We start from the raw sequence: 24477 nt of genomic DNA on the forward strand, positions 1-24477 counted from the left end.
TCCGATCAAAATTATCCGCAATGTATCACGAGAATTCATCGTACCCGGCCAGCAATGCGGCTAGACTTGCGATCGTCTGAATCGGTTCTCCGATCATCCTCAGTTCCCGAAGCCACGGCCGGCCCGCCGTGACGAGTTCCCGCATGGACGTCCAGTCTCCCGATCCCATGAAGGGGATTTGCCTGAAGGTCGCCTCGGTGGTGACGTTCCTGTGCATGTCGACGCTCATCAAGGCAGCCGGCAAGGACATTCCGGCGGGCCAGATCACCTTCCTGCGCTCCGCCTTCGCCATGGTGCCGATCCTCGTCTTCCTCGGCCTGCACGGGCAGTTGCGCGACGCCTTCCGCACGAAGGACATTTTCGGGCATTTCAAGCGCGGCTTCGTCGGCATCCTCTCCATGGGCTTCGGCTTCTACGGGCTCGTGCACCTGCCCCTGCCGGAATCCATCGCGCTCGGCTATGCGCTGCCGCTCTTCACCGTCATGATCGCCGCCGTCTTCCTCAAGGAGCGCGTCGGCCTCTATCGCTGGACGGCCGTTCTCGTCGGCCTCGTCGGCGTCGCGATCATCAGCTGGCCGCGCCTCACGCTGTTCCGCAGCGGCGGCATGGGCTCGTCGGAGGCGATGGGCGTGCTCGCCATGCTGGCCTTCGGCGTGCTCGGCTCCTGCGCCATGGTGCTGGTGCGCAAGCTGGTGCAGACGGAGCGCACGCCGACCATCGTGATCTATTTCTCGCTCTTCGCCTCGCTCTTCTCGCTCGGCACGCTGCCCTTCGGCTGGATTGCGCTCGGTTGGCAATCGCTCGTCCTGATGGCGCTCGCCGGCTTCTGCGGCGGCATCGCGCAATTGCTGCTGACGTCGAGCTACCGCTATGCCGACGTCTCCACCATCGCGCCCTTCGAATATACGTCCATCGTGCTCGGCCTGGTCATCGGCTACGTCCTGTTCGGCGACGTGCCGACGCGCACCATGCTCCTCGGCACCGCCATCGTCGTCAGCGCCGGCATCTTCGTGATCTTTCGCGAGCATCGGCTCGACCTGAAGCGCCGCGCCGAATTGCGGCACAAGCTTCCTCAGGGCTGACGCCATTCCGGCGTCGTCGTATCCTCCACCAGTTCCTCGGGCACCGCATCCGGCTGGAGCGCCGCCGCCGCGGCATCGGCGGCGAGCGGCTGCGCCGCCATGGCCTGGAAATCCGTCTTGGCGACGAGGCCGTCGTTTTCCTCGCGCCGGCGGATGCGCCAGGCGGCATAGGCGCCGTAGAGCAGGAAATAGACGGCGAGCACCGCAAAGAGCGAACCGGGGCCGAAGCGATCCATGATGGGACCGACCATGATGGGGCCGGAGATCGTCCCGACGCCGTAGACGATCATCATGCCGGAGGAAACCTCGACATATTCGTCCGGCTGCGCCCGGTCGTTGGCATGGGCGACATTCAGCGCATAGATCGGGAAGATCACCGAGCCGACGCAGGCGGCGACGATATAGAGAAGGACCGGCGGCCCGCCGGCCACGAGCGCCATGACGAGGCAGGAGACCGTTCCCACCGCGCCGCAGGCGACCATGACGAGGCGGCGGTCCATCCGGTCGGAGGCCCGGCCGATCGGGATCTGCGAGAGGGAGCTGCCGATGAGCACCGAGGCGAGCAGCGTCGCGCCCTCGGCGGTCGTCAGCCCGCTGCGCTGCGTGAAGACGCCGCCGAGATTGAGCCAGGCGCCGGAGAGCGCGCCGGCGAGGAACGCCCCGACCACGGCGACGGGCGAGCGGCGATAGAGCGTCGGAACGTTGAAGCGCACCTGCGTCGGCGCCGCCGGCAGCGGCGAGGAGGTGAGGGCGGTCGGCAGCAGCGCGACCGAGAAGATGATGCCGCAGAGGATGAAGAGCGTCGTGTTGGACGGATCGCCGAGCGGCACGAGATATTGCCCGCCGATCGTGCCGACCATGGTCGTGATCAGGTAGATCGAGAAGACCGAGCCGCGATTGTCGTTGGTCACCTTCTCGTTCAGCCAGCTTTCGATGATGAGATAGCTGCCGGAAATGGCGAAGCCCGATATGGCGCGGAACAGCATCCAGGCCGGCCAGTCCACGACGAGCGCGCAGAGCAGGATGGCGATGGCGAGCATCGTGGTCAGCGCGACGAACACCCGCACATGGCCGACAAGCAGCACGAATTTCGGTGTGACGATGCAGGAGAGCGTGAAGCCGATCGTGTAGCCCGTCGCGATCATCGAGATCGTCTGCGTCGACCAGCCTTCCGCGACCGCGCGCACCGGCACGACATAGCTCTGGAGGCCGAAGGCCACCATCATCAGGAGGGTGGACAGCATCAGGCTGAGGATCGGCACGAGGCTCGCCAGCATGGGGGCTCCGGAAAAGGCGGGATGCGTTCGCTTGCGACTGTTGCTCTATTGCGCCGCCCGCGCGCTGTCCACTGCGACAACGGCTGGCGTAAAGAGATGGTCATGAAAAGGAGAGGGTTGCAACTTCCCGGAAGGGTCGTACTGAAAGGAAGCGTCGGGCAAATGCCCGGCAAAAAGAAAGAAGGTGAGACGTTTGAAAATCCGGCTTACGCCGGTCATCAGATCCAGGACTTGGCGCTTCACCCTGACGACCAGCCAAGAAACGGGAACCGGCCTTCGGCCCGGTCTCCACCGGAGGAGAGGTGTCTCACCTCCTCACGATGGCGATCATATCGCGGCCCGGGGGCCGCTTTCAAAGCGGCCTCAGTTGGGCAGGAAGGCCTTGAGCGGATCGCGGCGCTGCACGGCGTCGCGGGGCAGGGAAGCGAGCACCGAATATTCCCGCGCGGCGTTCACGGCGGCGCGGATATCGGCGATATCGGACATCAGCTTGCGGATCGTGGCCATGGCTTGCTCCTGCGGTCGTCTGGAGAGGGCATGGACGCGCCCTCGCATTCGCTCAGCGCGTGATGAACTCGGAGAAGAGCTGGGCGGGGCGGTTGATGCGGGCAAAGCCGGCGGCCGTGAGCTGCTCGTTGGCCGGGGCAGCGATGCCGCCGAAGCCGCGGCCGGCGCGAAGACCGGAATGGCGGAGCGTCTCGAAGCTCGAATGAATGGGCCGAAAACGGGCGGTCATGGGTCGATTCCTTAAATCCTGTCCTCCCGTTTGTTTATATTGCACCGCAACATTGATTTCGCAATGCGACATTCTGCCCGGCAGATATGTGCAATTCGCATGGCTGCTGAAATATTTTGTTCATGCTTGAGGCAGATTCGCGGCAAGGCGCTTGAGGGTTGGCAGGAGGTTGCGGCCAAGTCCTTGAAAAGACTGATTGTCCTTTCCCGTGTCAGCCCTTGAGCCCTGCGCGGAAGGCAAGGAGGTCCTGCCAGGCCAGCCGCTTGCTGATCGGCGCCGTCACGAGATCCTGTGGATGGAGCGTCGCGAAGGCGGGGACCGTGCGGCCGGCAACCTCGATGTCGCGCCATTCCCCGCGCAACTGGTGGATCGTATCGTTGGAGCGCAGGAGGAAGCGCGCGGCGAAATTGCCGAGGATCAGCAGGTGATTCGGCTCGGCAAGCGCGATCTGCCGCTCGATGAAAGGCCGGCAGATATCGGCTTCGCGCTGCGACGGCGGCCGGTTGCCCGGCGGGCGCCACGGCACGACATTGGTCAGGAGCAGGTCGGCGCGGGCGAGCCCGATGCCGGCGAGCATGCGGTCGAGCATCGCGCCCTGCCGGCCGGAGAAGGGCTGGCCGTCGCGGTCATCCTCGGCATTCGGCATGGCGCCGATCACCATGACGGAGGGTTTCGCATTACCCTCAGCAAAGACGAGGCAGCGCGCGCTGGTCTTGAGGTTGCAGCCGTTGAAGCCTTCCATCGCCGTGCGCAGCTCGTCCAGCGAACGGGCGCTGGCGGCGGCGAATTCCGCCTCCGCCACGGCCTGGCTGTCCGGGATCGAGACATTCGGCATCGGGGCAGGGGTGGCGGGCCGCGCTTGCTCTTGCCGCGCGGGGGCCTGCCGGGCCGGTGCCTGAACCGCGGGTGCGGCCTCCTGTCGGGGCTGTGCGCCCCGCGCCGCGCGCATCGCCTCGAATTCGGCGATGCGGTCGACCGCCTCCTCCTCCAGCAGCCATTCCACGCCCGCATCCGCATAGAAATGCAGAAGCGAACGGAGCTGTTCGGGATGGAGGTCTCTGGCGGCGTTCATGCGGCGCACCTTAGCGAAGCGACGGACGGGAGGAAAGCGCCCGCGTCACGCCGCCCACTGCGCGACGTCCTCGCTTTCGCCGATGAGCGCAAGGCCGTGGGCGATGGAGAGGAGTTCGCCGCCCGTCTCGATCTTTCCGGCATCGAAGCGGCGGTTGAAGATGTTCCGCACGGCCGGCACGAAGGAGGTGCCGCCGGTGAGGAACACCTTGTCGACCTCCGCCGGTGCCGTATGGGTCTTTTCCAGCACCTCGTCGAGCGCGCCCTCGATGCGGGCGAGGTCCGGCGCGATCCAGCCTTCGAAATCGGCGCGCTTCACCACCTTGCGGCCGGCGGCGCCGAGCGGGGCGAAGTCGAATTCCGCTTCGTCGGAGGAAGAGAGCGCCATCTTGGTCGCGGAGATCGCCTGGTAGAGCGGATAGCCCTCGTCATGCTCGACGAGGTCGATGAAGAGCTCCAGCTTTTCCGGCTCCAGCGCCGAACGCACCAGCGACTTTAGGTCGGTGAATTCCCGCGTCGTCTTGAAGATCGAAAGCTGGTTCCAGCGCGCGAAATTGGCGTAGTAGCCGCTCGGCACCTCCAGCACCTTGTCGAAGCTCCTGAAATGCGTGCCCTTGCCGATTTCCGGCGCCACGAGATGGTCGATCATGCGCGCATCGAAATGGTCGCCCGCAATGCCGACGCCCGAATGGCCGATGGGCCGTGCCGCCAGCCGGCCCGCCTGCCGCTCGAAGCGGATCAACGAATAGTCCGTCGTGCCCCCGCCGAAATCGGCGACCAGCACCGTCGCGTCGCTCTTCAGCGTCTGCGCGAAATAATAGGCCGCCGCGACCGGCTCGAAGACATAGTGGATCTCCGGAAAGCCGAGCCGTGTCAGCGCGGCGTTGTAGCGCTCCAGCGCAAGGTCCGGGTCCGGGCTTGCGCCGGCGAACTGCACCGGCCGGCCGGCGATCACCCGCGAGACGTCCCCCGGCCATTCGTCGCCGGCATAGGCCTTGAGGCGACGCAGGAAGATTTCCATCAGGTCGTCGAAGGCGTGCCGGCGGGCGAAGATCAGCGTGCCCTGGAAGAGGGCGCTGGCCGCAAAGGTCTTGATCGATTGCAGGAAGCGGCAATCGCCGGGATTGTCGATGAACTGGCGGATCGCCGCCTGCCCGGCCTCGACCTTCAGCGCCTGCGCGCCGACGACCGGATCCTTCATGAAGGAAAGCGCCGTGCGCATCGTGTCGGTGACGCCGACGCTGCTTTCGAAGTGCATCGACTGCGTGTCGCTGCCGCCTGTCGCAAGCGCCAGAACCGTGTTGGTCGTGCCGAAATCGAGCCCGAGTGCCCGTGCCATCGCCGTGCCCCTTTGTCCGCTGGTATGGGTTGAACCGGAGCGAAGGGCTCCGCGCGCGAAAGGGCGCGTCAGGCGTGCCCCGCAATTTGAGAGCGCGCCAGATCGCACAGGCGGCGGCGGATGGCAAGGGCGGAGGCTGGCCTCAGACCGAATGCGCCGCCCCGCCGTCGCAGCGGACGAGGCTGCCGGTCACGTAGCTTGCCGGCGTGCTGCAGAGGAAGGCGGCGGTCGCGGCGAATTCCTCGACGGTGCCGTAGCGGCGGGCGGGGATCGCCTTTTCCGAGGCCGCGCGCACGTCCTCGACGCTCCTGCCGCTGCGCTCGGCGGCGGCGGCATCGAGGCTCTTCAGCCGGTCGGTCATGATGCTTCCCGGCAGCAGCATGTTGCTGGTGATGCCGTATTGCGCGACCTCGCCCGCCAGCGTCTTCGACCAGCCGGCCAGCGCCGGCCGCAGCGTGTTGGAGAGCGCAAGGCCGGGGATCGGCTCGATTACGCCGGAGGAGGCGACGGTGAGGATGCGGCCCCAGCCACGCTCCTTCATGCCCGGCAGCAGGCGGTTGGTGAGCGTGATGATGCGCAGCACCATGGAATTGAAATAGGCGGCGAGCTTCTCCTCGCTCATGTCCTCGGTCGAGCCCGGCGTTGGCCCGCCGGAATTGTTGACGAGGATATCGACGCCGCCGAGCTTTTCCGAAACCGCTTTGACCAGCGTCTCGACGAAGCTCTCGTCGCCCAGATCGGCCTGGACCCAGTCCGCCCGGCCGGGGCCTTCCGCGTTGATGGCCTTGCAATTGGCCTCCAGCACCTCGGTGCTGCGGCCGCACAGGAGCACATGCGCGCCCTCGCGGGCGAGCGCGACGGCAATACCCTTGCCGAGGCCGCGGGAGGAGGCGAGGACGAGGGCGCGTTTGCCCGCGATGGCGAGATCCATGGTGAGGTCCTTCCTTTCGGGTTCAATCGGCGCGGTAGGGCACCTTGCCGGGATTGAACAGGTTCTTCGGGTCGAGCGCGGCCTTGATCGCCTGCGCCAGAGCGCGGCGGGCCGGATTGCCATAGGTGAGATAGGCGCGGCGCTTCTCCGTGCCCACCCCATGCTCGGCGGAAAAGCTGCCGCCGGCTTCCGTGACGCCGGTATAGACGGCATCCTCGATGGCGTCCTTCACGGCCGGGGCCGCCGCGCCCTCGCCGATGACGGAAAGATGCAGGTTGCCGTCGGCGACATGGCCGTAGACATAGGCGTCGAAGCTCGGATGCACCGCCTTCAGCCGGGCGCCGAGGTCTGCGACATAGGCGTCCAGCGCGCCGGGCGGCAGCGATACGTCGTAGGAGGGCGCGGCGGGGTGCAGGCGATAGATGAAATCGCTTTCCTCCCGCAGCGCCCAGAAGCGCCGTGCCTGGTCGAGCGAGGCGGCGACGATGCCGCTGGTCAGCCCGTGCTGCTCCCAGAGTCCGGCAAGGCCCTCTTCCAGCGCGGTGCGGGCCTCCGCCTCGCTGGCGGCGGAAACCTCCATCAAGAGGACCGCGGCCGTGCCGTCCTCCAGCCAGTCGAGGTCGAAGCCGCGCTCTCCGGCGCTGTCGAGGAAATAGCGCCGCCACATCAGTTCGGCCCCTTCGAGCTGCAAGGCGGGCAGGGAACGGAAATGGGTGATCACGGCAAGCGCGGAGGCCGCGTCCCTGACGCCGACGAGCGCGGTGGCGCGCATCGGGTTGAAGCTTTCCAGCTTCAGCACCGCGCGGGTGACGAAGCCGTAGGCCCCTTCCGAGCCGATGAGCAACTGCTTGATGTCCGGCCCGGCGCTGACCTTGAGCACGCGCGTCAGGTCGCTGAAAAGGCTGCCATCCGGCATCACCGCCTCGATGCCGAGCACCTGATGGCGCATCACGCCGTTGCGGAAGGCGAGGATGCCGCCGGCATTGGTGGCGATCATGCCGCCGATGGTGGCGCTGCCGCGCGCGGCAAGGTCGATGCCGGGGGTGAGGCCGAACGCGGCGGTCGCTTCCTGCAGCGCCTGCAGCGTCACGCCCGCGCCGACCGTCACCGTGCGGGCGAGGGGATCGATGTCCTCGATACGGTCGAGCCGCGCCGTCGAGAGGATGAGGTCACCCGGCCGGCTGATGCCGCCGCCGACAAGCCCTGTGCGCCCGCCCTGCGGCACGATGAACACACCGTTCTCCGCGCACCAGCGCACGACCGCTGCCGCCGCCTCCGGCGTCGCCGGCATCGCCATCGCGCCGGCGCCGAAATTGTCCGGATGCTCGCCGGGATGCCGGCCGCCGAGCATGTCGGCTCCGATAAGGTGGAGGTCCCCGCCGAATTCGTTCAAGTCGCGCTGGAGGGATCGGATAATCTCGGACATGGCGCTTCCTCTCGGGCAGGCATTCGGGCTGGCCGAATGCGTAGTCCCGGGGACAAGCGGAATCAAGCGCGTAGCCCATCGGCAGGGCCGACAATAGATTGACGTTTACGTTAAAGTAAACAATACTTCGGGCCCATGTCATGAGGTCATGCGCAAATGCGGGGAAAGTCTGTCGCAGAACGGCTCGACAAGATTTACCGTATTTGTCATGACAGGCCGATACGAGGGACTTTCCGCGGCTTTTGAGGGGGCGCGGGTGGAGAGATGAATGAGCGAAGAAATGGAACTCCCCGAACGCGAATCGATGGAATTCGACGTGGTGATCGTCGGTGCGGGACCTGCCGGCCTTTCGGCGGCGATCCGGCTGAAGCAGGTCAATCCGGATCTGACGGTCGTCGTCCTGGAGAAGGGCTCGGAAGTCGGCGCGCATATCCTGTCGGGCGCGGTCGTCGATCCCATCGGCATCGACCGCCTGCTGCCCGGCTGGCGCGAGGATGAAAGCCATCCCTTCAAGACCGAGGTGACGGACGACCAATTCCTCTTCCTCGGCCCGGCCGGCTCCGTCCGCCTGCCGAACGCCTTCATGCCGCCGCTGATGAACAACCACGGCAACTACATCGTCTCGCTCGGCAATGTCTGTCGCTGGCTGGCGGCCAAGGCGGAAGAGCTTGGCGTCGAGATCTATCCGGGCTTCGCCGCGACCGAAGTGCTCTACAACGACGAAGGCGCGGTGATCGGCGTCGCCACCGGCGACATGGGCATCGAGCGCAATGGCGAACCGGGCCCGAACTATACCCGCGGCATGGCCCTTCTCGGCAAGTACACGCTGATCTCCGAAGGCGTGCGCGGTTCGCTCGCCAAGCAGCTCATCGCGAAGTTCGATCTCCAGAAGGACCGTGAGCCCCAGAAATTCGGCATTGGCCTCAAGGAGCTCTGGCAGGTCAAGCCGGAGAACCACAGGCCCGGCCTCGTGCAGCACTCCTTCGGCTGGCCGCTCGGCATGAAGACCGGCGGCGGCTCGTTCCTGTACCACCTCGAAGACAACATGGTCGCCGTTGGCTTCGTGGTGCACCTCAACTACAAGAACCCCTATCTCTTCCCCTTCGAGGAATTCCAGCGCTTCAAGACCCATCCGGCGATCCGGGGAACCTTCGAGGGTGGCAAGCGCCTCTCCTATGGCGCGCGCGCCATCACCGAGGGCGGCTACCAGTCGGTGCCGAAGCTGTCGTTCCCGGGCGGCGCGCTGATCGGCTGCTCGGCCGGTTTCGTCAACGTGCCGCGCATCAAGGGCAGCCACAATGCGGTGCTGTCCGGCATGCTGGCTGCGGAGAAGCTGGCGGATGCCATTGCCAACGGCCGCGCCAATGACGAGCCGATCGAGATCGAGCAGGGCTGGCGCGACAGCGCCATCGGCTCGGACCTCAGGAAGGTGCGCAACGTCAAGCCGCTCTGGTCGAAGTTCGGCACGGCGGTCGGCGTGGCGCTCGGCGGTCTCGACATGTGGACGAACACGCTGCTCGGCTTCTCCTTCTTCGGCACGCTGAAGCACGGCAAGACCGATGCCGCCTCGCTGGAGCCGGCGGCCAAGCACCAGCGGATCGATTATCCCAAGCCCGATGGCGTTCTGACCTTCGATCGTCTCTCCTCGGTGTTCCTATCGAACACCAACCACGAGGAAGACCAGCCGATCCATCTCCAGGTGAAGAACCCGGAACTGCAGAAGACCTCGGAACTCGACGTCTATGCCGGCCCGTCGACGCGCTACTGTCCTGCGGGCGTCTACGAATGGGTGGAGAAGGACGGCAAGGACGTGTTCGTGATCAACGCGCAGAACTGCGTGCACTGCAAGACCTGCGACATCAAGGACCCGAACCAGAACATCAACTGGGTGCCGCCGCAAGGGGGCGAAGGGCCGGTCTACCCCAACATGTAATGTTGGGAGAGGCTGGGCCGCACGGACCCCGGAAAAGGGAAGAGCCGGCGAAGGGCCGGTCTACCCCAACATGTAGTGTTGGGAGAGGCTGGGCCGCACGGACCCCCGGAAAAGGAAAGAGCCGGCGAAGGGCCGGTCTATCCCGATATGTGATGCCGGAGCGGCAGCAGACAAAAAAGGCCGGTGGAGCGATCCACCGGCCTTGCTCTTTCTAGAGCAGTGTCCCACTGAGGATCACCAGCGCGACGCTGAAATAGATCACCAGCCCGCTGACATCGACCAGCGTGGCGACGAAGGGGGCGGAGGCGCTGGCGGGGTCGAAGCGCAGCCGCTGCAGCAGGAAGGGCAGCATGGAGCCCGCCATCGAGCCGAAGGCGACGATGCCGATCAGCGCGGCGAAGACCGTCAGGCCGATGAGGACCCAGTGCGGCCCGTAGTCGTAGAGGCCGATCTGCTGCCAGAGCGTGATGCGGGCGAAGCCGACGAGGCCGAGCATGGCGCCGAGCGCGATGCCCGTCGGAAGCTCGCGCAGCGCGACCCTCCACCAGTCGGAAAGCTTCAATTCGCCGAGCGCCAGCGCGCGGATGATCAGCGAGGTTGCCTGCGATCCCGAATTGCCACCCGAGCTCATGATCAGCGGCACGAACAGCGTCAGCACGATGGCCTTTTCCAGCTCCGCCTCGAAATGCTGCATGGCGCTCGCCGTCAGCATCTCGCCGAGGAACAGCGCGGCGAGCCAACCGGCGCGCTTGCGGATCATCCCGCCGAGGCCGATCTGCATATAGGGCTTGCCGAGCGCTTCCATGCCGCCGAACTTGTGCGCGTCCTCCGTCGTGTCGGCGATCATCGTGTCGATCACGTCGTCCACGGTGACGATGCCGAGGACGTTGCGCTTGTCGTCGAGCACGGGGATGGCCAGCAGGTTGTGGCTGCGGATCTGCCGGGCGACCTCCTCCTGCGGCGTCAGCGGGGTGACGCTGACGACGCCGGCCTGCCGGGCGACGCTCATGATGCTGGCTGCGGGATCGCCCATGATCAGGCGGCGCAGGGTGACGACGCCGCTGAGCGCGCGGCTTTCCGGCTCCAGCACATAGATGGCGTAGATGGTCTCGCTCGACTTTTCCACGGCGCGCACGTGGTCCAGCGCCTCGGCGACCGTGATGTCCTCGAGCACGCTGACGAATTCCGGGGTCATCATGGCGCCGGCGGTGCGCTGCGGATAGGCCATGAGATGGGAGACGGCCTGCGCCGTCGCCGGATCGAGCCGGGCGAAGATGGCGGAGCGCCGTGCGCCGTCCTCCATGGCCTGGAAGAGGTCGGCGACCCGGTCGTAGGCGGTGTCCTTGAGGAGCCGCGCGGCATGGTCCGTCGGCAGGGCCGCGACGATGTCGGCCGCCCCGTGCAGCTCGGGCCGGGAGATGACGGCGAGAGCCTTCCCCTCGGGCAGCGTGGCGAGCTGGCGTGCGGCTTCGCGCACGTCGAGCCGGTTGAGCTGCTCGATGCGGTCCGCGATGGTGGGGGCCTTGCGGCCGGTATTCAGAAGGTCGCGTGCGGCGCGGCCGGCGGTTGCGGGGAAACGCTGGATGTTCATGTTGCTCGCCTTTCCGTCGATCGGCCCTTGCGGCCGACCGGGCGAGCTGACGGAAACGTCAGTGCACGATATGCCGCTCGGGCGTCCTCGATCGACTGCTACTGTCGCTTGGCATCGTGATGATGGCTCCGTTGAAATCCGCGCGGGAGGAGTGAAATCCCGCACGTTCGTTTGTGATGTGCCCGTTTCCCGCGAATGTCAAGATGGAGATGGCTGCGGGCGCTGCGGCCTTTCGTCCGTTAACCGGCCATTAACCATACCTCCATAAATCTTTGAGGAATGGCAAATGGTTAGGGGGCCTCATGTCGATCTCACGCCGCGGATTCCTCATCGGCGCGTCTGCATTGCTGGCAGGCTGCGCGACGAACGGCACCAGCGATCGCGCCAATTACGGCGACCGCCTGGACGAGAAGCATCCGCTCCGGGCGATGCCGCTCGACAAGATCAAGCCTGAGCTGCGTCGCCAGGAAGTCGCCTACGATACGTCGCACGCCGCCGGCACCATCGTCGTCGATACGCCGGCGCGCCGTCTCTACTACGTGCTCGGCAACGGCCGGGCGATGCGCTATGGCATCGGCGTCGGCCGGCAGGGCTATTCGCTGGCGGGCAGCGCCTATATCGGCCGCAAGGCCGAATGGCCGAGCTGGACGCCGACGCCCAACATGATCCGCCGCGATCCGAAGAAGAACCTGAAATATGCCGCGGGCGTGCCCGGCGGCATCAATAACCCGCTCGGCGCCCGCGCCATCTATCTCTACCAGAACGGCCGCGACACCATGTTCCGCATCCACGGCACCAACCAGCCGTGGTCCATCGGCCAGGCCATGTCGAGCGGCTGCGTGCGCATGCTCAACCATGACGTGATCGATCTCTACGAGCGCGTTCAGGTCAGCGGCCGCGTCTTCGTCATCCAGGGCCGCCGCGAAGCCTGATCTGAGGCGCTTTCGGCGCCCATGTCGCATCGGATCAAGGCCGGCTTCGCGCCGGCCTTTCGTTTGCGGGTTGAAAAAGCTGAATTGTATCATACCATTGCCGCCGGAGCCCCACGCGCGGACAATGTGGGGACGGTTCTGCGAATTTGATGTCGCCATGACGCATCGGGGTCAATTCCAGACGCATTCGTACCGGCATTCGACTTTGTAGCTGCAAAAGTCGAGGATGCGGTATCGCGGATCCAGGAGGGCTTCCGGTCCCTTCGGGAACGTTCCGTGGAGGATTACGGGCCTGGCGGCGGCGGTGCGGCGGGGCTCGGACAGACACAACGACACCGCCGCAAAATGAGGGAACGGATATGAAACATCTTCTTGCTTCCACCTGCCTCGTCGCCGGCCTCATGGCCATGACGGGCGCTGCACGCGCCGAATGCGGCGACGTGACCATCGCCAGCATGAACTGGCAGAGCGCCGAGGTCCTCGCCGCACTCGACAAGTTCATCCTGAACGAAGGCTATGGCTGCAATGCCGAGGTCATCGTCGGCGACACGGTCCCGACCATCACCTCGATGATCGAGAAGGGCGACCCGGATCTCGCGCCGGAAGGCTGGGTGGACCTCCTGCCAGACGTCGTCAAGCGCGGCATCGACGAGGGCAAGCTGGTCGGCGCGGCCGTCGCGCTGTCCGACGGCGCTGTCCAGGGCTGGTGGATTCCGAAATACGTCGCCGATGCCCATCCGGACATCAAGACGATCGACGACGCGCTGAAGCACCCGGAACTGTTCCCGGATCCGGAGGACAAGAGCAAGGGCGCCGTTCATAACGGCCCGCAGGGCTGGGGCGGCACGGTCGTGACCGGCCAGCTCTACAAGGCCTATGGCGGGGAAGCCGCGAACTTCACGCTGATCGATACCGGCTCTGCCGCCGGCCTCGACGGCTCCATCGCCAAGGCCTACGAGCGCAAGGAAGGCTGGGTCGGCTACTACTGGGCCCCGACCGCGCTGCTCGGCAAATACGACATGGTGAAGCTCGAGCACGGCGTTCCCTATGACGCGGCCGAGTGGAAGCGCTGCAACACGGTTGCCGATTGCCCGGATCCGAAGAAGAACGACTGGCCGAAGGACACCGTCCAGACGCTCGTGACCAAGCCGTTCTCCGAACGCGCCGGCGAAGACGTCATGGCCTATCTCAACAAGCGCGCCTGGACGAACGCGACGGTCAACAAGCTGATGGCCTGGATGACCGACAACCAGGCGAGCGGCGACGACGGCGCCAAGCACTTCCTCGAAGAGAACGAGGCGCTCTGGAAGGACTGGGTCTCGCCGGAAGCGGCCGAAAAGATCAAGGCCGCGCTCTGAGCGGCTGAACAATCGGGGCGGCGTGTCGCAGGGCACGCCGCCCTTCTTCTTCGTTTTAGCGCATGTCGTTGGCGCAAATCGCCATGCAATTTCCCGCGGCATGCTTCAGGGTTTGGTTCGCAAGCCGGCACAAGACCGGACGGAACCGGAAGGGGATCGACATGGACTGGTTTACGAAATTTCCGACGATGGACGCGAACTCGCTGCGCGACCTCAAGAAGGCGATTGACGAGGGCTTCCGCGCCTTCACCCGCGCCTATGGCGACAGCATCGAAGGTCTCTTCGAGCCGCTGCAGCACTTTCTCATCTGGTCCGAGCGCTTCATGACGAAGACGCCCTGGCCGATCATCCTCCTGCTCATCGCGCTGGTCGCCTGGTTTGCCAGCCGCAACTGGAAGATCGTCGCCGGCAGCATCGCCACGCTCCTCGTGATCGGCTATTTCGACATGTGGGACGACACGATGAAGACGGTCTCGATGATCTTCGTCTGTACCGTCCTCTCCATCGTCATCGGCATACCGATCGGCATTCTCATGTCGCGGTCCGACCGGGTGCAGAACGCCATCAACCCGATCCTCGACGTGATGCAGACCATGCCGAGCTTCGTCTATCTGATTCCCGTGGTCATGCTTCTCGGCATCGGCAAGGTTCCGGGCCTCATCGCGGTCGTCATCTACGCCATTCCGCCGATGATCCGTCTCACCAATCTCGGCATCCGCCTCGTCGACAAGGACGTGCTGGAAGCGGCCGACGCCTTCGGCTCGTCGAGCTGGCAGAAGCTGAAGAACGTGCAGATGCCGCTGGCCCTGCCCACCATCATGGCCGGCATCAACCAGACGATCATGATGGCGCTCGCCATGGTGGTCATCGCCTCGATGATCGGCGTGCAGGGCCTCGGCCAGCCGGTGCTGAAGGCGATCTCCAACCAGTATTTCACGCTCGGCATCTTCAATGGCCTCGCCATCGTCGGCATCGCGATCATCTTCGACCGCGTCAGCCAGGCTTTTGGCGCACGGCTACAGAAGCACCGCGAGATCATCCACGGCTGATCCGGGCAGGAAGCAAGGAAAAGGGCGCCCCGGCGAAAGCCGTGGGCGCCCTTTTCGTTTCCGCGTTCGGCGATTACTCCGCCGGGCAGACCGGCGTTGCGGCGCGATCCATCTTTTCCAGCGACAGCGAGAGCAGGAAGACGCCGAAGCCGACGACGGCGGTGGAAGCGCCGACGAAACCCATCGAGGCGTAGCCGTAGCCGGCGCTGATCGACAGGCCGCCGAAGAACGCGCCGAGCGCATTGGCGACGTTGAAGGCCGAGTGATTGAGTGCGGCGGCGAGCGTCTGGGCATTGCCGGCGACGTCCATCAGGCGCGTCTGGAGGGCAGGGCCGACGACGAAGCTGCAGCCGATCAGGAAGCAGCAGAGGCCGAGCAGCACCGGATTGTGCGCCGTCAGCGACAGGCTGACGAGCACGAAGAAATAGAGCACCAGCGACCAGCCGATCGTGCGCATCAGCGACATGTCGGCAAGCTTGGCGCCGAAGATGTTGCCGACGATCATGCCGCCGCCGAAGATCGCCATGAAGACCGGCACCATGCCGACATTGAGCCCGGCGACGTCCGTGACGATCGGCGAGATATAGGTGAAGACCGCGAACATGCCGCAGAAGCCGGTCGCCGCGATGCCGAGCGTCAGCCAGACCTGCCTGCGCCCGAGGGCGCTAAGCTCCGTCAGCGCGTTGATGCCCTTGGGCGCCTTGTCGCGCGGCAGGAAGAGGGCGATCAGCGCGACCGTCAGAAGCCCCGTGATGCCGACGGCGATGAACATGAACTGCCAGTCGAACACCTGGCCGAAGAAGGCGGCGAGCGGCGTGCCGATCAGGGTGGCAACCGTAAGCCCGAGCATGACCTTGCCGACCGCCTGCGTGCGCTTGTTGACCGGCACCATCGACGCGGCGACGAGCGCTGCAACGCCGAAATAGGCCCCGTGCGGCAGGCCGGAGAGGAAGCGGAACAGCATGAAGCTCTCGAAGGTCGGCGCGGCGGCGCTGGCAAGGTTGCCGGCGGCGAAGACGCCCATCAGCACCAGCAGCAGGTCGCGGCGGCGGTAGCGCGCGCCGATGACGGCGATGACCGGCGCGCCGACCACCACGCCCAGCGCATAGGCGCTGATCACGTAGCCGGCCTGGGCGGTCGTCACGCCGAAGGTGCCGGCGACGTCCGGCAAGAGGCCCATGATGGCGAACTCGCCGGTGCCGATGCCGAAGCTGCCGACGGCGAGCGCCAGGATGATGAGGGTGACGGTGAGCGCCGGAAGCGGTGGCTGCCCGGAGGAGAGGGCGGCGTTCGGCAGGGGATGTTCGGACACGGGGAGGCTCCGCAGATATGGCCCACACGGCAAACCGGCGACGAACCCTCACAAGGGCGGCCACTCCTCCTGGCTGCGAATGCGATCTGGTCCGGCCGAAATGGCCTGGATGGGAAAGGGTAAGAATCGATCGGACGGCGTACTCCCGACGCCAGGCGACCGGATTGCACTATATCAAAGTGCCGCGCGCTGCCTACTGCCAATTTTGGCCGAAAATGCAATTGCCGGCGCCGCCGCTTTTCACGAATTGTTGCACTGCCTTTCACCCCCGCCTGTGAATCGCCGCTTTCTCCGTTATCTAATGGAGGACACAGGCGTTCTCGGCCATAAGCGGAGTATGCGAATGAGAGTACAGGCGATTTTCAACAGGGACGGGGGGACGTTCCGCACCACCGACATGGAGGCCTATGCGCGTCATGCGGAAAGGGTCTTCGCGGCGGCAGGGCATCACCTCGACTGTGATATCGTCGAAGGGGCCGATATCGAGATGGCGCTGCACCGCTGCGCCGAGCGCACCGACCTCGACGCGATGCTGGCGGGCGGCGGCGACGGCACGGTGTCGGCGGCGGCGGGCCTTGCCTGGCAGAGCGGAATGCCGCTCGGCATCGTTCCGGCCGGCACGATGAACCTCTTCGCCCGCTCGTTGAAGATCCCGCTCGACATCTGGCAGGCGATCGAGGCGCTGGCCGATGGCGACATCGCCGCCGCCGATATCGGCACGGCCGACGACCGGGCCTTCGTGCACCAGTTCTCGGCCGGTCTGCACGCCCGCATGGTGCGGCTGCGCAACGGGATGACCTACCGTTCCCGGCTCGGCAAGATGGCCGCCAACACCCGCGCGGCCCTCGGCGTCATCTTCAACCCGCCGGAATTCGAGGTGGAATTCAATGTCGACGGCGTCGAGGAGCACCGCAAGGTCTCGGCGATCAACGTCTCCAATAACCGCTTCGGGGAAAACGGCCTGCTCTATGCCGACGACCTGACGGGTGGCCATCTCGGCTTCTACACCACCAATCCCCTGAAGCCCGCGGGCGTGGCGAAGCTCGCCTTCGACATCCTGCGCGGCAAGCTGCGCGAGAATGCCGACGTCACGGAAATGACCGGTACAGAGGTGGAACTGCACTTTCCCAATGTCGACCGATCGATCAACTGCGTGATCGACGGCGAACTCCTGCCGATGGACCGCGACGTCTCCATCCGCCTCCATCCGGGCGAGCTGAAGGTCATGGTGCCGAAGGTGCAGGCGGAGAACATGGCGACCACCGAGCCGGCCGCCGCCTGAGGCGGTGCGGAAGCTTGCCCCTCACCCTAGCCCTCTCCCCGCAAGCCGGGAGAGGGGACTTGCCCCACGCGACGTTGAAAGTTTGGGAAACCGGTGCGGCATATCTCCTTCGCCCCGCTTGCGGGGAGAAGGCGGCCGGCAGGCCGGATGAGGGGCACCCGCCCCTAACCGTCAAATCCGCGGCAGATAGGTCTGGTAGTCGAAATCCGACACCGTGCGCAGGAAGGTGATCGCCTCCTTGCGCTTGGTATCGCCGTAGAGCTTCTGGTAGGCCGCACCGAAGGCGTCCGCGATGAAGGGCGAGGCGGAGAACTCCTCGACGGCCGTCAGGAAGTCGTGCGTCAGGCGCCTGGCGTCGGCCACGTCCTTGCCCGGCTCCGTCACCGGGCCCGGATCGAGGTCGTTTTCGAGGCCGAGCAGGATGCCGCCGAGGATCGCCGTCAAAAGCAGATAGGGATTGACGTCCGCGCCCGCCACGCGATGCTCCACGCGTGCCGCCGGGCCGTCCTTGTCCGGGATGCGGATGGCGGTGCCGCGATGGCCGAAGCCCCAGGTAAGGTCGACCGGCGCGAAGGAGCCCGGCTGGAAGCGGCGGTAGGAGTTGGCGAAAGGCGCGAAGACGAGCTGGGCGTCGCGCATGGTCTGCAGCATGCCGGCGGTGATCGACTTCAGCTTCGTCGGCTCGCCGCCCTTTGCGTCGAGGATGTTGCGGCCGTCCCTGTCAATGATGCTGCAATGGACATGCAGGCCCGAGCCCGCATGCTCGGCATAGGGCTTGGCCATGCAGGTGGACTTCAGGCCGAAGCGGGGCGCGGCCAGTTCGGCGATGCGCTTGAGATAGATGCAGTCGTCGGCGGCCGCCATGGCGTCCGGCCGGTGCAGCAGGTTGATCTCGAACTGGCCGGGGCCGAATTCGGCGGTCGTCGCATCGGCGGGAAGGTCCATCGCCTTCGCCCAGCTCCGCACGGTCTGGAGATAGCCGTCGAGCGCATCCGTCGCGCGCATGTCGTAGAGCTGGAAGCCGTTCGGCTCGCCGCGATACATCAGGGCTGCCGGCGGGCGCGGCTTGCCGGTCTCGCGCCAGTCGTCCTCGACCACGTAGAATTCGAGCTCGGTCGCCACGACCGGCGTCAAACCCTTGTCTTCGAAACGCTTCAGCATGCGCCCGAGAATGGCGCGCGGATCCATGAAGGAGGCGCTGCCGTCGAATTCGTGCATGGTGGCGAGCACCTGGCGCGAGCCTTCCGGCGCCCAGGGCATGGCCGCCAGCGAGCGGCGGTCGGGAATGCACAGGCCGTCCGGATCGCCGACGGAGATGGAAAGGCCGGTGATGTCGTCATTGTCGTCGCCCCAGATATCGAGCGACTGGGTGGAGGAGGGCAGGCGCACGGAACCGTCCCAGATCTTCTTCTCGCCTTCCAGCGGAACCTGCTTGCCGCGCAGGTCCCCGTTCATGCCGACGAGGAGGATTTCGATACGGGCCGGGGCATCGATAGGGGCGTTGGCGCGCGGCGAACCGGCTGCCGTCTTGTCGTTTGTCATGGTGCCTGCTTTTGGTTTGGCGGGAAGCAAGGACAGGAAATTTTGCGTGCGCTCGATCTCTTGCCAAATGCCTGTTGTATGGGCATTTTCGTAGCCCATTCTGTCTCGCCGTTCAATAAGGCGGGGCCTACCCCCAAGGATGTAGTCAAATGTCGAACAGCAGTGCAGCAGCCGCTTCCAACCTCGGTGCCCTCGATGCCGCTCATCATCTTCATCCCTTCTCGGACATGAAGAAGCTGAACGCGACGGGCACGCGCATCATCGAGCGGGGCGAGGGCTCCTATATCTTCGACAATCACGGCAAGCGCTATCTCGACGGCTTCGCGGGCCTGTGGTGCGTCAATATCGGCTATGGCCGCAGGGAGATCGCCGACGCGGTCGTGCGCCAGATGAACGAGCTGCCCTATTACAACACCTTCTTCGGCACCACGACGCCGCCGGCCGTGCTGCTCGCCCAGAAGATCACCTCGCATGCCGGCCCGAACATCAACCGCGTCTTCTTCACCGGCTCGGGCTCGGAGGCCAACGACACCTGGTTCCGCATGGCCCGCGTCTACTGGGGCGCCATGGGCAAGCCGACCAAGAAGGCGGTCATCGCCCGCAAGAACGGCTATCACGGCTCGACGGTCGCCGGCGCCTCGCTCGGCGGCATGAAGTGGATGCACGAGCAGGGGGATCTGCCGATCGCCGGCGTCCACCATATCGACCAGCCCTTCTGGTACGGTGAGGGCGGCGATCTTTCGTCCGACGAGTTCGGCCTGAAGATGGCCCGCCAGCTGGAAGAGAAGATCGACGAGCTCGGCGAGGACAATGTCGCCGCCTTCGTCGCCGAGCCGATCCAGGGCGCGGGCGGCGTCATCGTGCCGCCGGCCACCTACTGGCCGGAGATCGCCCGAATCTGCAAGGCGCGCAACATCCTGCTCGTGACGGACGAAGTGATCTGCGGCTTCGGCCGCACCGGCCACTGGTTCGGCCACCAGCATTTCGGCGTCGAGCCGGACCTGGCCCCCATCGCCAAGGGCCTTTCCTCCGGCTACCTGCCCATCGGCGGCGTCATGGTCTCCGACCGCGTCGGCAATGTGCTGGTCGAGGAAGTGGGCGACTTCAACCACGGCTTCACCTATTCCGGCCACCCGGTCTGCGCGGCTGCCGCGCTGGAGAACCTGCGCATCATCGAGGACGAGAAGCTGGTCGAGCGCGTCCACGACGACATTGGCCCCTATCTCGCTGCCGGCCTCAAGTCGCTGGAGGACCTGCCGATCGTCGGCGAGGTCCAGCAGGTCGGCCTGATGGCCGCCGTCCAGCTCGCCGAGGACAAGGCGACCCGCAAGCGCTTCGAGGACAAGGAAAAAGCCGGCGTCACCGTCCGCAACCATTGCCTGGAAAACGGCCTGGTCCTGCGCGCCACCGGCGACCGAATGCTCTTCTCCCCGCCGCTCGTCATCACCCATGCCGAGGTCGACCAGATGATCGACATCACGCGCAAGGGCTTGGAACATGCGTGGAAGGTAATGGCGGGCTGAGGAATCGGCCGGCAATTCCATAAGGATGGAGGACAAGGGATGACAGGCAGGGTTTTGCTCCTTCTCGCCGGCGCCCTGATGGGCGCGACGGCCGTGATCGGCCCGGCGGGCGCCGCCGGCAAGTCCACATACGAGCAGCTTGCCATCTTCGGCGAGGTGCTCGAGCGGATCGAGCGCGAATATGTGACGCCGCCGAAGGAAGACGAGCTCATCGAGAACGCCATCAACGGCATGCTCACCTCGCTCGACCCGCATTCCTCCTACATGAACGCCGAGGCCGCCGAGGATGCGCGCACCGAATTGCGCGGCGAGTTCGGTGGCCTCGGCATCCAGGTGACGATGGAGGACGGGCGGGTCAAGGTCATCGCTCCCATGGACGATACGCCCGCGGCGAAGGCCGGCGTTCTGGTCGGCGATTATATTTCCGAAATCGACGGCCAGTCCCTGAGCGGCCTGAAGCTCGACGAGGCGGTGGAGAGGATGCGCGGTCCGGTCGATACGCCGATCACGCTGACGCTCATCCGCGAGGGCGCCGACAAGCCGATTACGCTGACCATCGTGCGCGATATCATCGCCGTGGAGGCCGTGAAATCCCGCGTCGAGAACGATGTCGGCTACCTGCGCGTCATCTCCTTCACCGAAAGGACCTATGACGACCTGGAGGCTGCAATCGCCAGGATCAAGGAAGACGTGCCGGCCGACAGGCTGAAGGGCTACGTGCTGGACCTCCGTCTCAATCCCGGCGGCCTGGTCGATCAGGCGATCGCCGTCTCCGATGCCTTCCTGGAGCGCGGCGAGGTCGTCTCGACCCGCGGCCGCAACGAGGGCGAGACCCGCCGTTACAATGCGACTGAAGGTGACCTCACCGATAGCAAGCCCGTCGTCGTGCTGGTGAACGGCGGCTCGGCCTCGGCTGCGGAAATCGTCGCCGGCGCATTGCAGGACCTGCGCCGCGCCACCGTCGTCGGCACCCGTTCCTTCGGCAAGGGCTCGGTCCAGACCATCATCCCGATGGGCGATGCCGGTGCCCTGCGCCTGACGACGGCGCTCTACTACACGCCGTCCGGCAAATCGATCCAGGGCACCGGCATCACGCCGGACATCACGGTCGAGCAGCCTCTCCCGCCCGAGCTTCAGGGCAGGGATGAGACCGCCGGCGAATCGAGCCTGCCCGGTCATATCCAGGGCCAGAGCGAGACGGATGCCGGTTCGGGCTCGTCCGCCTACGTTCCGCCGGAAGCCAAGGACGACGTCCAGCTCCAATACGCGCTTGAACTCCTGCGCGGCGAGAAGACGGATCCGTCCTTCCCGCCGGATCAGGAAAGGGCGTTCTCCCTCAGGTGAACGGCTCCGCCTACTGGAACGCCGTCTCGAAGAAGCTTCTCAGCTTGCGGGAATGCAGCTTTTCCGTCGGCATGCCGGCGAGTTTTTCCAGCGCCCGGATGCCGATCCTCAAGTGCTGGTTGACCTGGGTTCGGTAGAAGGCCGTCGCCATGCCGGGCAGTTTCAGCTCGCCGTGCAGCGGCTTGTCGGAAACACACAGCAGCGTGCCGTAGGGCACGCGGAAGCGGAAGCCGTTGGCGGCGATGGTCGCCGATTCCATGTCGAGCGCGATGGCGCGCGACTGCGACAGCCGCTTCACCGGTCCGCGCTGGTCGCGCAGTTCCCAGTTGCGGTTGTCGATGGTCGCGACGGTGCCGGTGCGCATGATGCGCTTGAGATCGTAGCCCTGGAGGCCCGTGACCTCCTCCACCGCGCTTTCGAGCGCCACCTGCACCTCGGCGAGCGCCGGGATCGGCACCCAGACGGGCAGGTCGTCGTCGAGCACGTGGTCCTCGCGCACATAAGCATGGGCGAGCACATAGTCGCCGAGCGTCTGGCTGTTCCTGAGACCCGCGCAATGGCCGAGCATCAGCCAGGCATGCGGGCGCAGCACGGCGATATGGTCGGTGATCGTCTTGGCGTTGGAGGGGCCGACGCCGATATTGACCAGCGTGATGCCGCCATGGCCCTTCTTCTTGATGTGGTAGGCCGGCATCTGCGGCAGGCGGCCGGGGGTGATGTTGGGCTCCGGCTTGTCGGAACCGGCCGGGGTGATGATGTTGCCGGGCTCGACGAAGGCCGTGTAGCCGTTGCCGCCTTCCGCCATCTGCTGGCGCGCCCATTCGCAGAATTCGTCGACATAAAACTGGTAGTTCGTGAAGAGCACGAAATTCTGGAAATGATTGGCCCTGGTCGCCGTGTAGTGGCTGAGGCGGGCGAGCGAGTAATCGACGCGCTGCGCGGTGAAGGGCGCAAGCGGCGAGGGCTCGCCCGGGCCGGGCTCGTAGGCGCCATTGGCGATCTCGTCGTCGGTATTGGTCAGGTCCGGCGCGTCGAAGAGGTCGCGCAGCGGAAGCTCGATGCCTTCGGCGACCTCCGCCTCCACATGGGCGCCCTCGCCGAAGGCGAAGTGCAGCGGGATCGGCGTCGCCGATTCCGAGACGATGACACGCACCCCGTGATTGCGCATCAGGAGGCCGAGCTGTTCCTTGAGGTAATGCCGGAAGAGCTTTGGCCGGGTGATCGTCGTCGTATAGACGCCGGGCGAGGCGACATAGCCGTAGGACAGGCGGGAATCGACATGGCCGAAGCTCGTCGTCTCGATGCTGACCTGCGGATAGCAGGCGCGGAAGCGCGTTTCCGGCGTGCCGGTCCGGCCGAGCGAGACGAAGGCGTTGGTGAGGAATTTCGTATTGCGCTCGTAGAGCGCCTCGAGGGCATCGACGGCGGCGACCGGATCGTCGAAGGAGCGCGGCTCGTAAGGCTCGGGCGTGGCGAAGGAAAGCGGTTTCGGCGAGAAGGTTCGTTTGCTCATGAATCACTATAGTTGTTGTTATTTGACAAGCAAACGACAAGTTCCGCGCGCCCGCAAGCCCCGGGGTAAGGACGCTGCGGCGCCATGCCCATAGCGGCGTGAAAACAGGAGGATAGGAGGGCCGGCACCCCTATCGCGGGGCGGCGAGAACGATGCCCGCGCCTACCAGCGCAAGCGTCGCGCCGGCAAGGTCGAAGCGGTCGGGGCGCATGCCCTCGGCAAGCCAAAGCCAGAGCAGCGAGGCGGCGATATAGACGCCGCCATAGGCGGCATAGGCGCGGCCCGCAAAGGCGCTGTCGACCTGCGCCAGCAGCCAGCCGAAAAGGGCGAGCGAGGCCATGCCGGGGATGAGCCACAGGATGGACTTGTCGAGCCGCCACCAGGCCCAGAAGGCGAAGCAGCCGGCGATCTCGGCAAGGGCGGCGGCGGAAAAGACGAGAAGGGATTTCATCCGGTGCTCCGGGCTGGCGGCGAGAGGCCGGCCCGGTTTAGCACGGAACGGGAAAAGACGAAGCCTGCCTCAGCTCATCGACTGGCGCTGGAGTGTGACGAAAAGCACGAGGCCCGCTCCCTGCTTGGTGATGCCGAGGCCGCCCGCATTGCTCCAGGCGAGCGCCCCGACCGGGGTGATCATCATCGCGCAAAGCGTCAGGATGCGCAGCAGCATGGTCGAGGTGTGGGCGAGGGCGGCGATCATCGGGTTTCGTCCGGCAGGCGAGGTCGGGTCAGAGCGAGGCGCGGCACATGCTCGGCGTGGAGCAGGCGATGAGCTTGCCGGTGCCGTTGTGCGTGCTGCGGCGATAGTCCGTCTCGACGGCGGCGGCCAGCATGATGGCGAAGACGGCCATCAGCAGGGTGATGATCGTGAGGCGGCGTGCGAGGATGTCCATGGTGATGTCCCTCATCCAGATGTTTCGGTGTAGCCGTTTTCGCACCTCAGGACTGAACGGTCCCTGAGAGGCCGGTTCATCTCCCGTTCAGGAAAGGTGTGATTCGGTTTTCGGGGATGGACAGGACGTCGATGAAGCCTTGAAATCAGCGGCTTGAGCGAAGGCGCGCGGCCGAAATGGACAAAATGCGCCGGCTCGGCTTGCTGACGAACCTCGCCTCACGCACCGCCGTCATCCTCGGCCTTGTGCCGAGGATCTACCAACGTATCGAGAAACGGAGGCGTTTGCAGATGCTCGGGACAGGCCCGAGCATGACGGAAGAGAGGGTTTCACACTTTATCGGCAG

22 protein-coding genes are annotated in these 24477 nt (G+C 65.6%); 8 read left to right on the top strand and 14 right to left on the bottom strand.

The genetic code is table 11. From position 1 onward, the window contains the following. The first annotated feature begins 143 nt into the window (after positions 1-143). Positions 144-1082, top strand: coding sequence for a DMT family transporter (locus ShzoTeo12_RS03030; protein WP_318911240.1), 939 nt, complete (start codon positions 144-146; stop codon positions 1080-1082). Here ShzoTeo12_RS03030 and ShzoTeo12_RS03035 read toward each other — a convergent pair. From ShzoTeo12_RS03035 to ShzoTeo12_RS03065, 7 genes are all read right to left on the bottom strand, one after another. Then, entirely contained in the window at positions 1073-2359 is a 1287-nt protein-coding gene (locus tag ShzoTeo12_RS03035; RefSeq protein ID WP_318911241.1) for an MFS transporter, read from the bottom strand. The two genes, ShzoTeo12_RS03030 and ShzoTeo12_RS03035, sit on opposite strands and share 10 nt — an antisense overlap. A gap of 363 nt (positions 2360-2722) precedes the next feature. Continuing rightward, positions 2723-2866 carry a hypothetical protein gene (locus ShzoTeo12_RS03040; protein WP_162911530.1) on the bottom strand — a complete coding sequence of 48 codons (144 nt, stop codon included), beginning with the start codon at positions 2864-2866 and terminating at the stop codon, positions 2723-2725. 52 nt (positions 2867-2918) lie between these two features. Next, positions 2919-3095: a hypothetical protein gene (locus ShzoTeo12_RS03045; protein WP_162911529.1), complete on the bottom strand. Its 177-nt coding sequence runs from the start codon at positions 3093-3095 to the stop codon at positions 2919-2921. Between the two features lie 211 nt (positions 3096-3306). Continuing rightward, complete coding sequence (locus ShzoTeo12_RS03050; RefSeq protein ID WP_318911242.1) at positions 3307-4167, bottom strand: uracil-DNA glycosylase; 861 nt, start codon at positions 4165-4167, stop codon at positions 3307-3309. A gap of 45 nt (positions 4168-4212) precedes the next feature. After that, a complete protein-coding gene (locus ShzoTeo12_RS03055) occupies positions 4213-5505 on the bottom strand; it encodes an Hsp70 family protein (RefSeq protein WP_318911243.1) in 1293 nt (430 codons plus the stop codon). 142 nt (positions 5506-5647) lie between these two features. Further along, positions 5648-6436: an SDR family oxidoreductase gene (locus ShzoTeo12_RS03060; protein WP_318911244.1), complete on the bottom strand. Its 789-nt coding sequence runs from the start codon at positions 6434-6436 to the stop codon at positions 5648-5650. A 22-nt stretch (positions 6437-6458) separates the two neighbouring features. After that, a complete protein-coding gene (locus ShzoTeo12_RS03065) occupies positions 6459-7862 on the bottom strand; it encodes an FAD-binding oxidoreductase (RefSeq protein ID WP_318911245.1) in 1404 nt (467 codons plus the stop codon). Between the two features lie 268 nt (positions 7863-8130). Between ShzoTeo12_RS03065 and ShzoTeo12_RS03070 the strand changes: the two genes are divergently transcribed. Next, complete coding sequence (locus ShzoTeo12_RS03070) at positions 8131-9795, top strand: electron transfer flavoprotein-ubiquinone oxidoreductase (RefSeq protein WP_318911246.1); 1665 nt, start codon at positions 8131-8133, stop codon at positions 9793-9795. 211 nt (positions 9796-10006) lie between these two features. On the opposite strand, the gene mgtE is transcribed toward ShzoTeo12_RS03070, so the two are convergent. After that, complete coding sequence (gene mgtE, locus ShzoTeo12_RS03075; RefSeq protein WP_318911247.1) at positions 10007-11386, bottom strand: magnesium transporter; 1380 nt, start codon at positions 11384-11386, stop codon at positions 10007-10009. A 302-nt stretch (positions 11387-11688) separates the two neighbouring features. Between mgtE and ShzoTeo12_RS03080 the strand changes: the two genes are divergently transcribed. The 3 genes from ShzoTeo12_RS03080 to ShzoTeo12_RS03090 all read left to right on the top strand — a co-directional run bounded on the left by ShzoTeo12_RS03080 (position 11689) and on the right by ShzoTeo12_RS03090 (position 14725). Beyond that, a complete protein-coding gene (locus ShzoTeo12_RS03080; RefSeq protein WP_119258872.1) occupies positions 11689-12318 on the top strand; it encodes a L,D-transpeptidase in 630 nt (209 codons plus the stop codon). Between the two features lie 359 nt (positions 12319-12677). Then, positions 12678-13676, top strand: coding sequence for an ABC transporter substrate-binding protein (locus ShzoTeo12_RS03085; protein ID WP_119258871.1), 999 nt, complete (start codon positions 12678-12680; stop codon positions 13674-13676). A gap of 161 nt (positions 13677-13837) precedes the next feature. Beyond that, complete coding sequence (locus ShzoTeo12_RS03090; protein ID WP_119258870.1) at positions 13838-14725, top strand: ABC transporter permease; 888 nt, start codon at positions 13838-13840, stop codon at positions 14723-14725. A gap of 73 nt (positions 14726-14798) precedes the next feature. Here the strand turns inward: ShzoTeo12_RS03090 and ShzoTeo12_RS03095 are convergent, their stop codons facing one another. Next, positions 14799-16037, bottom strand: a complete 1239-nt coding sequence (locus ShzoTeo12_RS03095) for an MFS transporter (RefSeq protein ID WP_119258869.1) — start codon at positions 16035-16037, stop codon at positions 14799-14801. A 343-nt stretch (positions 16038-16380) separates the two neighbouring features. On the opposite strand from ShzoTeo12_RS03095, the gene ShzoTeo12_RS03100 reads away from it, so the two are divergent. Then, complete coding sequence (locus ShzoTeo12_RS03100; protein WP_119258868.1) at positions 16381-17319, top strand: diacylglycerol/lipid kinase family protein; 939 nt, start codon at positions 16381-16383, stop codon at positions 17317-17319. Positions 17320-17490: 171 nt separating this feature from the next. Here the strand turns inward: ShzoTeo12_RS03100 and ShzoTeo12_RS03105 are convergent, their stop codons facing one another. Further along, a complete protein-coding gene (locus ShzoTeo12_RS03105; protein WP_318911248.1) occupies positions 17491-18861 on the bottom strand; it encodes a glutamine synthetase family protein in 1371 nt (456 codons plus the stop codon). Between the two features lie 149 nt (positions 18862-19010). Between ShzoTeo12_RS03105 and ShzoTeo12_RS03110 the strand changes: the two genes are divergently transcribed. Together ShzoTeo12_RS03110 and ShzoTeo12_RS03115 are read left to right on the top strand one after the other, a co-directional pair. Continuing rightward, complete coding sequence (locus ShzoTeo12_RS03110; RefSeq protein WP_318911249.1) at positions 19011-20384, top strand: aspartate aminotransferase family protein; 1374 nt, start codon at positions 19011-19013, stop codon at positions 20382-20384. Positions 20385-20423: 39 nt separating this feature from the next. Further along, positions 20424-21728 (top strand): S41 family peptidase, encoded by a 1305-nt coding sequence (locus ShzoTeo12_RS03115; RefSeq protein WP_318911250.1) that lies wholly within the window; start codon positions 20424-20426, stop codon positions 21726-21728. Positions 21729-21738: 10 nt separating this feature from the next. Here ShzoTeo12_RS03115 and ShzoTeo12_RS03120 read toward each other — a convergent pair whose 3' ends face one another. The 4 genes from ShzoTeo12_RS03120 to ShzoTeo12_RS03135 form a co-directional block, all read right to left on the bottom strand. Further along, positions 21739-23241 (bottom strand): AMP nucleosidase, encoded by a 1503-nt coding sequence (locus ShzoTeo12_RS03120; protein ID WP_318911251.1) that lies wholly within the window; start codon positions 23239-23241, stop codon positions 21739-21741. A gap of 130 nt (positions 23242-23371) precedes the next feature. Further along, entirely contained in the window at positions 23372-23692 is a 321-nt protein-coding gene (locus ShzoTeo12_RS03125) for a YnfA family protein (protein WP_119258864.1), read from the bottom strand. A 69-nt stretch (positions 23693-23761) separates the two neighbouring features. After that, entirely contained in the window at positions 23762-23938 is a 177-nt protein-coding gene (locus ShzoTeo12_RS03130; RefSeq protein ID WP_318911252.1) for a hypothetical protein, read from the bottom strand. A gap of 28 nt (positions 23939-23966) precedes the next feature. After that, positions 23967-24131 carry a hypothetical protein gene (locus ShzoTeo12_RS03135; RefSeq protein ID WP_162911522.1) on the bottom strand — a complete coding sequence of 55 codons (165 nt, stop codon included), beginning with the start codon at positions 24129-24131 and terminating at the stop codon, positions 23967-23969. Positions 24132-24477: the final 346 nt, after the last annotated feature.

This window comes from Shinella zoogloeoides, assembly GCF_033705735.1.
In the GTDB taxonomy this organism is placed as follows: Bacteria; Pseudomonadota; Alphaproteobacteria; order Rhizobiales; family Rhizobiaceae; genus Shinella; species Shinella zoogloeoides_A.

Excerpts from the sequence above, each read along its gene's own strand:
- ShzoTeo12_RS03110 (WP_318911249.1), top strand. The coding sequence starts at position 19,011 with ATGTCGAACAGCAGTGCAGCAGCCGCTTCCAACCTCGGTGCCCTCGAT.
- ShzoTeo12_RS03035 (WP_318911241.1), bottom strand. The coding sequence starts at position 2,359 with ATGCTGGCGAGCCTCGTGCCGATCCTCAGCCTGATGCTGTCCACCCTC.
- ShzoTeo12_RS03130 (WP_318911252.1), bottom strand. The coding sequence starts at position 23,938 with ATGATCGCCGCCCTCGCCCACACCTCGACCATGCTGCTGCGCATCCTG.
- ShzoTeo12_RS03080 (WP_119258872.1), top strand. The coding sequence starts at position 11,689 with ATGTCGATCTCACGCCGCGGATTCCTCATCGGCGCGTCTGCATTGCTG.
- ShzoTeo12_RS03085 (WP_119258871.1), top strand. The coding sequence starts at position 12,678 with ATGAAACATCTTCTTGCTTCCACCTGCCTCGTCGCCGGCCTCATGGCC.
- ShzoTeo12_RS03090 (WP_119258870.1), top strand. The coding sequence starts at position 13,838 with ATGGACTGGTTTACGAAATTTCCGACGATGGACGCGAACTCGCTGCGC.
- ShzoTeo12_RS03050 (WP_318911242.1), bottom strand. The coding sequence starts at position 4,167 with ATGAACGCCGCCAGAGACCTCCATCCCGAACAGCTCCGTTCGCTTCTG.
- ShzoTeo12_RS03100 (WP_119258868.1), top strand. The coding sequence starts at position 16,381 with ATGAGAGTACAGGCGATTTTCAACAGGGACGGGGGGACGTTCCGCACC.
- ShzoTeo12_RS03060 (WP_318911244.1), bottom strand. The coding sequence starts at position 6,436 with ATGGATCTCGCCATCGCGGGCAAACGCGCCCTCGTCCTCGCCTCCTCC.
- ShzoTeo12_RS03115 (WP_318911250.1), top strand. The coding sequence starts at position 20,424 with ATGACAGGCAGGGTTTTGCTCCTTCTCGCCGGCGCCCTGATGGGCGCG.
- ShzoTeo12_RS03055 (WP_318911243.1), bottom strand. The coding sequence starts at position 5,505 with ATGGCACGGGCACTCGGGCTCGATTTCGGCACGACCAACACGGTTCTG.
- ShzoTeo12_RS03030 (WP_318911240.1), top strand. The coding sequence starts at position 144 with ATGGACGTCCAGTCTCCCGATCCCATGAAGGGGATTTGCCTGAAGGTC.
- ShzoTeo12_RS03120 (WP_318911251.1), bottom strand. The coding sequence starts at position 23,241 with ATGAGCAAACGAACCTTCTCGCCGAAACCGCTTTCCTTCGCCACGCCC.
- mgtE (WP_318911247.1), bottom strand. The coding sequence starts at position 11,386 with ATGAACATCCAGCGTTTCCCCGCAACCGCCGGCCGCGCCGCACGCGAC.
- ShzoTeo12_RS03070 (WP_318911246.1), top strand. The coding sequence starts at position 8,131 with ATGAGCGAAGAAATGGAACTCCCCGAACGCGAATCGATGGAATTCGAC.
- ShzoTeo12_RS03045 (WP_162911529.1), bottom strand. The coding sequence starts at position 3,095 with ATGACCGCCCGTTTTCGGCCCATTCATTCGAGCTTCGAGACGCTCCGC.
- ShzoTeo12_RS03125 (WP_119258864.1), bottom strand. The coding sequence starts at position 23,692 with ATGAAATCCCTTCTCGTCTTTTCCGCCGCCGCCCTTGCCGAGATCGCC.
- ShzoTeo12_RS03105 (WP_318911248.1), bottom strand. The coding sequence starts at position 18,861 with ATGACAAACGACAAGACGGCAGCCGGTTCGCCGCGCGCCAACGCCCCT.
- ShzoTeo12_RS03135 (WP_162911522.1), bottom strand. The coding sequence starts at position 24,131 with ATGGACATCCTCGCACGCCGCCTCACGATCATCACCCTGCTGATGGCC.
- ShzoTeo12_RS03040 (WP_162911530.1), bottom strand. The coding sequence starts at position 2,866 with ATGGCCACGATCCGCAAGCTGATGTCCGATATCGCCGATATCCGCGCC.
- ShzoTeo12_RS03065 (WP_318911245.1), bottom strand. The coding sequence starts at position 7,862 with ATGTCCGAGATTATCCGATCCCTCCAGCGCGACTTGAACGAATTCGGC.